Source organism: Lactobacillus sp. UMNPBX4 (assembly GCF_002554115.1).
Taxonomy (GTDB): domain Bacteria; phylum Bacillota; class Bacilli; order Lactobacillales; family Lactobacillaceae; genus Lactobacillus; species Lactobacillus gallinarum.
Genome location: NZ_PCZF01000056.1, coordinates 1 through 9,356, shown reverse-complemented (window position 1 = coordinate 9,356; position 9,356 = coordinate 1). Strand labels below are relative to the sequence as shown.

Genomic DNA, 9,356 nt, shown 5'->3' with positions numbered 1-9,356 from the left:
ATTAAAAAATCAATTTACGAGAAAGATCTATTTACACAAAAGATTTGACAGTTTCTTTAAAGCTTGAACCGGTGGAAGCAACTTATTATTTTCTTCGCTCTTTGCTTCTTCATAAACCTTTTTTACCCATTTATTTTCAAATTCTTGATCGCTGGGAAGCCATTTTCCAACGTTAAATTTATGTCTTGTCATAATAGGGCTCTATTTCTACTAAAATAATACTCTGTTACTTTTAGTATAGCCTTTTTGTATTCGCTTACATTCAAATGACTCTAAAACCAAAAATACCCCATTAATGCAAAGCTACTGCACTATGGGGTATTTTTTAAATTCCAGATAATTTTTGCATTTCTTCATGCAAATCTAAAATACTGTCAGGTGTATCATCACCGTGGCTAATAATATATCCTGCTAAAGCCTTATCAAGTGCTAAAGCTACTTCTTGCATCGGCTTACCAGCAGCCCTTCTGCCATAAGCTGTCCGCACAATTTCCATCAATTCGGGATTTTTCTTTACTTCCTCATCATGATTAACAATATATTCAATTTTATCTCTAATAATTCTTTCTTCATCTTGAGCCATAAGCGAGACCTTCTTTCTAACTCTATTATAGAGCTATCCGTATCCGCTTACACTATAAAATATTTTTAATTGCTTGAGCAACTCCATCATGATCATTATCAGCAGTTACCACATCCGCAGTTTTTTTAACTAAATCAGTACCATTCCCCATTGCAACACCAGTTTCAGCGTACTCAATCATGCTTAGATCATTAGCTTCATCCCCAATTGCCATTACGTTATCTTGAGTCAATCCTAATTTTTCTGTCAATGCCTTTAAAGCTGTTCCCTTATTGACACCTTTACGATTAACTTCAAGATAAAATGGCGTACTTTTAACTACCATATATTCCTTAGCTAATTGGTCAAAATCAGCTTGATACTTGGCCATTGCTGCGCTCAAAACATCAGGATCATCGACATACATGCATTTATAAATCTTTTTATCAGCCATTTCTTCCTGGGTACGATATTTAATACCAATACTACACAATACAGATTCATGTACAGTATATTTACCAATATTACGATTAGCAGTATAAACGCAATCATCACTGCTAGCATGAAAATGTAAATTAGTTTTTCTTGCTAATGCTTCAATTCTAATATAGTCATCATATGATAAAGTTTCTTCAATTAAACCGTGGCCAGTTGTAGTTTCAACCAAAGCACCCCCAAAGCTGATGATGTATTGATCATCTTGCTCATCAAGACCTAACGGTTCAAGATATTCACGTGCCCCAGCAAGTGGCCGGCCGGTGCAAATAACCACCTTTTTTCCTACAGCACTTGCTTGTTTAATGGTAGAAATTACACCTGGTGTCAATTTGCGTTCACTATTTAATAATGTCCCATCTATGTCAATTGCAATTAATTTAATATCCTTCATATTTTCCTCGTGTATATTTCTATTAATTTTCAATTCATCGATCATAAATCTAACTTTAATTCTATCATTTATATTTTTTCAATCATTGAAAAAAATTTGCCAAACAAAAAGTCGTTACTCACTACAGAGCAACGACTTTTATTATTAGCTTACTTTTCTTCTGCTTTAACTTTTTCTAATGCTTGCACAAATACTTCATATGGTTGTGCACCGCTGATTGCATATTTATTGTTGATTACAAAGAATGGTGCACCTTTGATACCTAATTGTTGTGCTTCAACTTCATCCCCTACAACTTGGCGTTCATATTGATCAGAAGCAAGAATTTTTTCTACTTCATCCTTATCAAGACCTGCTTCAACTGCAGCTGCTGTCAACACGTCTTTATCCGCAATTGACTTACCATCAGTGAAGTATACTTTGTAAAAACGACTGATTACTCTTTCTACCAAGTCACGATCATTTTTACTCTCAGCTAACTTGATCAAACGATGAGCATCCATTGTATTAGTAGGTACAACTTTATCCAAATGAAATTCTAAGCCCTCACCAGCAGCCATTTGGGTAATGTAAGCCATCTTTTGTTTAGCATCTGCTTCGAGTTCTTTTTTACCACCAGTAAAGTGATTGATATAATCTCCACTCTTAGCAGTCTCAGCTTCCATTGGATTTAATTGAAATGACTTAAGCTCCAACTTAGTATCATCATAAATGCCAACTTCCTTCATTGCCTTTTTCATTCTAGTAGAACCAATATAGCAAAATGGGCATGCAATATCTGACCAGTATTTGATTTTCATCTTTTTCCTCATTAATCTGATAATTCACTAATGTATTCAAAGGCGTTTTGACCGGCAATACCACCTTCACCAACTGCTGTAACAATCTGACGTAACTTCTTTTGACGAACGTCACCAATTGCATAAACGCCAGGCACAGTAGTTTCCATTTCATCATTAGTAATAATCCAGCCTTGATCATCAGTGATCTCTAAATCTTTGAATGGTTCACTATTTGGCACATTACCAATGTAGATGAAGATACCTGAAGCATCAATTACCTTATCTTCATCAGTCTTCTTATTGTGAACCTTGATGCCAGTAACTTTATTTTCATCACCAACAATTTCAACTGGAACACTATCCCAAGTAAATTCCATCTTAGGATTCTTAAAAGCACGTGTTTGTAAAACCTTTTCAGCACGAAGTTGATCACGACGGTGAATTACATCAACATCCTTGGCTAAGTTTGCTAGGTAAAGACCTTCAGAAATAGCGGAATCACCACCACCAACTACAGCCACATTTTCATCTTTGAAAAATGCACCGTCGCAGACAGCACAGTAGGAAACACCTTTACCGCTATATTCTTCTTCGCCAGGAATGCCAAGCTTACGATTGGTTGAACCAGTTGCAATAATTACTGCCTTGGCTGTAATGTCTTCTGGATCCATTCTAACAATGCGCTTTTGACCATCTAATTCAATTTTTTGCACATCGCCGTAGACGAATTCAACGCCTTGATCCGTTGCACTCTTATACATCTTTTCACCCAATTCTGGTCCCATAATTGATGGAAAACCTGGGTAATTTTCAACCTCAGCAGTGTTGTTCATTTGACCACCATAAACACCACGATCAATCATTGCAACCTTCAAGTTAGCTCTAGCTCCATAAAGAGCGGCTGTCATACCACCAGGACCTGCACCAATTACAGCTAAATCGTATTCTTTCATCGTTATTACCTCGCTAAGTTTTAATATTCTATAAATTCGTTGAACTATAATTATATAGTATCACTAACTTTTTGTAAGTCAACTATTTAATTCAAAAGCTTGTATCTAATTTTTGGCTTTTCCCTTTTGCCATTCTGTCACACTATGGTTAAAAACACTAACATGCGTATAGCCTCTAGCTTTTAATTCATTGCCAACCAGATTTGCATAACCGCAAAGTCGACCACGACAATAAACCATTACTTCTTGATTAGGACTAAAGGGTAGATTAGTAAAATCAATTTCATTAAATGGAATATTATGAGCTCCCGATAAATGTACATTATTGAATTCATCGGTCGGACGTAAATCTAAAACGTAAGTTGTAGCGCTATCCTGATTTGATAGATCCGCTATTTCAGTTTGCGGCAAAGTATCATATGTTTTTTCAAGGCATCTCATTTCTGGCAATGTTTTTTCTGCTAAAGTCGTCAAAAGCATTAACAGTTGACTTACTTGCTCATTTGCCAACGCATAAAAGACAAAGTTCTTGCTTTTTTCTTCCTTAACTAAATTTACTTGCTTTAATATTTGTAAATTCTTAGAGGTTGTGCCCACGCTAATATTGATTGCCTTTGAAATTTTCTCTACGGACTTAGGGCCTTGATCTAAAATAAAAATAATCTTTAAACGTGTCAGATTGCTGACGGCTTTCCCAATGCGCAACACTTGATCAAAAGCCCTATCTTGATAGGCAATTGCTAGTTTATCTTGCATGCTCCTTCACCTCTTTCGATTTTAACGAACTAAAATAGTAATTAAATAACGTCTTAAACTGGTTAAAATCTAAAAACTTACTAAACTGATCAACCTTTTTTCCATTTTTGATCAAAACAATGCTGGGAGCTGACCATACCTCAAATTTTTGGGCTAATTCTGGTTTTTCATTGACATTTATTTCATAGAAAGGAACCACATCGCCAACTATTTGAGTGAAATCTTTTACAACATTTGTTTCACCGTAACATTGAGCACACCAATCATTGTCAAAATATAAAACAGCATTATCTGGGATAGTATTCAGACTATTTTTGATCATCTTTGGTATTTTTCTTTGCCTTGCTCCAGTCAATTTCACAGCCATCTGGACCACAAACGCCCGCACTTAAATTATCATTATCATTAAGTGCTGCAAATGCTGATTGTAATTTTTCCTTATCTTGTTTCTTTTCAGTCATTTTATTTTCTCCTTAAGTATTCTACGTTTTCGTTTAATTCTATAGTTATCATATCACTTACTTTTTATAAGTCAATATTTTCACACAAAAAAAGAGCGATGCACATGCATCGCCCTTCATATAGGGAAAAGGTATCTAAGATGTTGATTTAATTCGTGTGACGTTTCTTCACACCGACCAAACTAACAAGGCCGATGGCTACAACAGCGCCACCTAAGGCAGCTGCAGCTACACCTTCACTCTGATTTTCACCAGTTTGTGGCAAAGTGTAGTGAATTTTACCGTTTGCATCAATGTAACCAACTACATTGCCGTTGCGGTCAAGTACTTCACCGTTTGGCATAATAGTTTCGCCATTTGGTCCTGGAGTGCCTTGACCATGAGAGCCGAAATTGTTGTAGTAACCATTTTGACCATGAGGAGCATAGTTGTTCGACCAGTTATTTGCTGGCTTTGGAGCTGGCGTATGCTTCTTATTCTTGTGGTGACGACGTGGTGTTGGTACATCAGGTTCGTCTGGTTCATCAGGCTCTGGCTCATCTGGTTCAGGAACATCAGGCTCTGGAGTCTTATCCTTTTCAGGAGTCTTTGGAGTTTCAGGCTTCTTAGGTTCAGGCTGTGGAGTTGGTGTTGGTGCTGGAATTGGGTTTGGACTATCCGGTGGAACTACTGGAGTTTCATTCTTAGTGTAAGTTACAGTAACATTAATGTCGTCCATAGTTACTGGAGTTGAAGGTACGGTTTCCTTATCTGGAGTGTAGCCATCAACTTTTGGAGATGGAACTGCCTTATAATCGGTTTCACTTGGAGTCCAAGGAGTATCATATTTACCATTTGGAACAAGTTTGCCAGTTACATTGTCCTTAGTTAAATGACGAGTCCAAGTTGCGTTTTGAACATTATCATTTGGAGTCTTGTCACCTGCACCAGTATAATGAACAGTTTCCTTAACATTCTTAGTAACTTCATTAGGATCTACATCGTGATGATCATCAGGCGTTACTGGGCTGTAAGTGTGTTTAAGGTGTACTTCATACTTTTGTGGCTCTTTAGTGAAAGTTACACCAGATTTAGGATAATCATCGCTAACCAGCTTATAACCCTTATCTGTATAATCCTCAATTGTAGGAGCTGTTGAGTAATCACTCTTTTCACCAACTTCACCTGAAAGATCCTTGGTTTCAAGAGTTTTATCAGCAGTATCATCGATGTACTTAACTGTTACTGAACCTTTTTCTGCTTCCTTCTTATAAACTACAACTGTTTCATAATTTTCAGGAATACCAATTACGCCATTATTCTTGTAAGCATCAGTTAAATTACCGTCTTTTACAACAGCATCTGGATTAATCTTTAATTTAGCTTGAACTTCAGAACCATCGGCGCCTTGAGTTACGCCAGGAGCATTAGTTGACTTAATAGTTGCAGTGTAACCATCAAGTTTAGGAGATTCTACTGCAGCATATGGATCTGTCACTGGATTACCAGCTGCGTCTGTCATCTTCCAACCAGAATCCTGACTTACTGCTTGGCTGTGTTTAATGTATTCCAAAGTTTGATCAGACGTATGTGAAAGAGCATAGTTCTTAATGTCGTCTAACTTATCTTTAGTAATATCAGGAGTCAAATTACCATTGTTAACAATACTATTTTGACCCAAGTTTAAAGTCGCGCCATCAACACCTTCAATAGTTAAATTACCGATAACATTCAAATTATCTGAAGCGGTAATATTACCCTTTATTTTAACGCTCTTATCACCTGCACCGGCTGCTTGTCTAACAGCATCCCAAGTAGTTACAGGCTTGCTCTCATTCTTAGGATTAGTGTTAATATTCTGGTTTTCAGTACCCTCATTAGCTACTGCCAAACTAGTATTGAACAACTTAGCTAAGTTAGCTGAGCCTTCCTTTGAGAGGCCTTGTAATGCAGCATCATCCAAATTGAAGTTTACAGTTTCAGCTTGCTTTTCATCTGCAGCCTTACCCAATTTCCCGGCATCAGAAACAACAGCATCTTTATTCAAGTCGCTGTTATTAATCTTATTTATACCAGCTGCTTCTGACACAACTGCAGAATCAGCAGCTTTTTGGGCATCTTTAACAGTTTGTTCAACCTTATCTGCTTGAGTATTCTTAGCAACAGAATTTTCCTTAAGCGTATCTTTAACACCATTTTGCACCTTGGTGTTATTATTAGCTTTAACAGTAGAGGCGTCAACTTTATTTTGTTCTAATTTTTAAGTATCTACTGTTGCAGCAATCTTATTTGTATTATTCTTAATCTCAGCTGTCTCATTATTCGTTTTATCATTTGAAGCAGCTTTATCATTGCTCTCATCCAAATTACTCTGTTCGATTGCTGAATTTTCTGAAACAGATGATGTATTGTTGTCACCAGCAACAGTATTATCATCTGTTTTTGTTTGTTCAACTACAACTTTTTCAGCTGTACTTGTACCGTTATCAGCTTGAGTATCGCTTGCTTCATGTGCTTCAGGTTCAGTATTGCCATCAGCCACATCAGCATGTGCAGTGCTTGCGTTAGTACCTAGTTCCAAGCAAAACGAAAGCAGCACCTACAGTCAATTTTCTAATTGCGAAGTGTTGCCGTCTATCTGCAGCGTTTTCCATTTTCTTAATACGGTTATTCTTAGATACAATATCAAAACCCCCCTAATATTCCTTATTAATTAAATTTCACACGCATTGCGCTTTCTTTATACATCTTGTTCTCATTAAAAACAACGTATGCTTTTTATTCAACAACCATGTACTAGCACAATTTATGTAAATTGCAAAAGTTTTTTAGTTATTTAAACGTAACTTTTATTATCAGTTAATAATATATTGCTTTAATTTTGCTACTGATTATTACGCTAGCTTTGTAGTTCTAGTGCTGGTTTAGAGGCATTTTTAAAAAGATAGTCTGCTTTACTTGTAATGGCTCAAAAATTATTTTCTAAAAATATCGCTATTATTTAACGTACTTTTTCTAACAAAAAAATGACCCAATCCAAACGATTTGATCATTAAATATACGTGCATATTTAATTATTTCAAATTATTATAGTAATCTTCATCAACCGGCTCAAGCCAAGTGGACTTTGCCTTGTCAGTATCAGTCATGATTGAAAGGTGCGCAAACCATGAATCCTTCGTTGCACCATGCCAATGCTTAGTGTTAGGGGCAACAACATAAACATCACCAGGTGTCATCTTATGAGCTGGCTTACCTTCTTCTTGAACCCAGCCCTCACCTGCAACGCAAACCAAAGTTTGAGCAACAGTGTGCATATGCCAATGATTGATGCATCCCGGTTCAAATGAAACATTTGAAATACTACAGTTAGCCCTATTAGCAAGTGGATTCAAATAACTCTCACCAGTAAAATATTTCGCATAAGCTGTGTTAGGTTCGCCAAAACCAAATGAACAATTCTTTACTTCTTCTTCGTTTCTAGCCATTTTTATTTCTCCTTTGCTCAACTCAATTACATTGTATGCTTAGAAATTAAGCTTGAGAAATATCTATAATTACTGGCTAGCTATAACTTTTACTTATGCAAAATGCTATAATGGACTTCCTTGGCAGGGGCGACAAAGACGATTTCCGAAAGATTTCGTCTTTTTTCTCCTTTTCTAATGTAAGCGCTTTATTTTTATGTAATTCTATGCTAAAGTAAAAATTGTAAAGATAAAGAGTATGAATAAGATAAATATCCAATTATTTATCTCCAAACTAAGGGGATGGCAATTATGACTACAGTTATTGGAATTACATTTTTGGCACTTGAATTGCTCGGTGTATTTATTTTATCAGCAGTTTCACCAAATTGATTTTTGGCTTTTAAGACTCCTAAAATTATTAATATCACTCAAAAACTACTAGACTCTCAGACGGATCTAATAGTTTTTCTATTATTTTAACTTTTCAAAAAAATTTTGCCTGTTTTTTGTGTATTAAATAGTAGAGGGCTCTGCCCTACTCTACAGAAAGCAGGTGTGCTACGAAAGAAACACCTAAAGTAATCAAACCGTGGTATGGCTTCTTGGAAGATCAGGTCTTCGGTGAAATCATATCAGACAAGAAAATTTGCAAGTATATTTTTGAAACCATCTTGTCTTTCAAGATCAAAGAAATCTACTATCCGGAAAAACAAAAAGAAGTCAAGGATCCTAAACATCGTGAGCGTAAAGATGTAATCTTCGACATACTGGTTGAAGATTACGAGCACAACCCTTACGATGTAGAAGCTCAAACTACCGATAAGAAAGACCTTGGCTGGCGAATGCGGTACTATGCTGCTAAAATTGATCAACGCTATACTCTCGATAAAGGCAAGACCTATCGCAACATAAAAAAGGCCTATTTGATTTTCTTATGCAACTTCGATCCTGAAGGTGAAGGCCGGATCAAATACACTTACCATACTTATGAAGATCACAACAAGTCTAAGCAATTGCAGGACGGACTAGAAAAATTATAATTAATGGCAAAGGAATTCCTAATGGTGAAAGTGCAGATCAGGTAGGCTTAGTTAACCTGATTAATGACCGACCTGTCCACTTGAATGCCATTTTTGATGAAATTCAAACGCGAATCAAGGACATGAACGAAGATCCAGAATGGAGGGATAAAATGATCGACTACGAAACTAGAATGCTTGAAAAAGAGCAAGAAGCAGAAGAAAAAGGTATGCAACAAGGTATGCAAAGAGGCATAGCTAGCGCTACTGTTTCCGGCATAAAAAAGTTAATCGCTGCTTTAAAAGATTTCGGCGACAATGATGAACAAATCTTAAATCGCTTAGAGAAGGATTACGGTGATCAACTCTCCATTGATGAATTGAAAGACTTCATGAAACAAGCTTAAATTTTTACAAATCAATCTAGTCAAAAGTGTCTGGGAAAAAACTAATTCCTAAGACATGAAAAAAGAACGATGATTTCC

The 9,356-nt window shown here is 36.3% G+C and carries 13 protein-coding genes and 1 pseudogene; 2 read left to right on the top strand and 12 right to left on the bottom strand.

The window, feature by feature from the left end:
- Positions 1-48: 48 nt before the first annotated feature.
- The 12 genes and pseudogenes from CP355_RS08740 to CP355_RS08685 form a co-directional block, all read right to left on the bottom strand.
- Positions 49-192: pseudogene (locus CP355_RS08740) on the bottom strand (phosphatidylserine decarboxylase); the annotation flags it as partial.
- A 133-nt stretch (positions 193-325) separates the two neighbouring features.
- Positions 326-583: a bacteriocin immunity protein gene (locus tag CP355_RS08735; protein ID WP_025005511.1), complete on the bottom strand. Its 258-nt coding sequence runs from the start codon at positions 581-583 to the stop codon at positions 326-328.
- A gap of 52 nt (positions 584-635) precedes the next feature.
- Complete coding sequence (yidA, locus tag CP355_RS08730) at positions 636-1,451, bottom strand: sugar-phosphatase (protein WP_087363449.1); 816 nt, start codon at positions 1,449-1,451, stop codon at positions 636-638.
- Between the two features lie 149 nt (positions 1,452-1,600).
- On the bottom strand, positions 1,601-2,251 hold the full coding sequence (locus CP355_RS08725; protein ID WP_098044349.1) for a DsbA family oxidoreductase: 651 nt from the start codon (positions 2,249-2,251) through the stop codon (positions 1,601-1,603).
- Positions 2,252-2,262: 11 nt separating this feature from the next.
- Positions 2,263-3,186, bottom strand: a complete 924-nt coding sequence (trxB, locus tag CP355_RS08720; protein ID WP_087176715.1) for a thioredoxin-disulfide reductase — start codon at positions 3,184-3,186, stop codon at positions 2,263-2,265.
- A gap of 105 nt (positions 3,187-3,291) precedes the next feature.
- Entirely contained in the window at positions 3,292-3,942 is a 651-nt protein-coding gene (locus CP355_RS08715) for a metalloregulator ArsR/SmtB family transcription factor (RefSeq protein WP_098044348.1), read from the bottom strand.
- Positions 3,932-4,303, bottom strand: coding sequence for a co-chaperone YbbN (locus CP355_RS08710; RefSeq protein ID WP_233187023.1), 372 nt, complete (start codon positions 4,301-4,303; stop codon positions 3,932-3,934). The genes CP355_RS08715 and CP355_RS08710 overlap by 11 nt, the downstream gene beginning before the upstream one ends.
- Complete coding sequence (locus CP355_RS10405; RefSeq protein ID WP_098044347.1) at positions 4,251-4,403, bottom strand: hypothetical protein; 153 nt, start codon at positions 4,401-4,403, stop codon at positions 4,251-4,253. Before CP355_RS10405 ends, CP355_RS08710 begins: the two co-directional genes overlap by 53 nt.
- 148 nt (positions 4,404-4,551) lie before the next feature.
- On the bottom strand, positions 4,552-6,585 hold the full coding sequence (locus CP355_RS10320; protein WP_158227431.1) for an LPXTG cell wall anchor domain-containing protein: 2,034 nt from the start codon (positions 6,583-6,585) through the stop codon (positions 4,552-4,554).
- A gap of 57 nt (positions 6,586-6,642) precedes the next feature.
- Complete coding sequence (locus CP355_RS08695; protein ID WP_098044346.1) at positions 6,643-6,963, bottom strand: hypothetical protein; 321 nt, start codon at positions 6,961-6,963, stop codon at positions 6,643-6,645.
- Positions 6,947-7,036, bottom strand: coding sequence for a YSIRK-type signal peptide-containing protein (locus tag CP355_RS10830; RefSeq protein WP_098044345.1), 90 nt, complete (start codon positions 7,034-7,036; stop codon positions 6,947-6,949). Before CP355_RS10830 ends, CP355_RS08695 begins: the two co-directional genes overlap by 17 nt.
- A 420-nt stretch (positions 7,037-7,456) precedes the next feature.
- Positions 7,457-7,870 carry a cupin domain-containing protein gene (locus CP355_RS08685; RefSeq protein ID WP_098036957.1) on the bottom strand — a complete coding sequence of 138 codons (414 nt, stop codon included), beginning with the start codon at positions 7,868-7,870 and terminating at the stop codon, positions 7,457-7,459.
- 584 nt (positions 7,871-8,454) lie between these two features.
- Between CP355_RS08685 and CP355_RS10625 the strand changes: the two genes are divergently transcribed.
- Positions 8,455-8,892, top strand: coding sequence for an Rpn family recombination-promoting nuclease/putative transposase (locus tag CP355_RS10625; protein WP_233185840.1), 438 nt, complete (start codon positions 8,455-8,457; stop codon positions 8,890-8,892).
- Positions 8,893-9,044: 152 nt separating this feature from the next.
- Positions 9,045-9,278, top strand: coding sequence for a hypothetical protein (locus tag CP355_RS10620; protein ID WP_233187022.1), 234 nt, complete (start codon positions 9,045-9,047; stop codon positions 9,276-9,278).
- Positions 9,279-9,356: the final 78 nt, after the last annotated feature.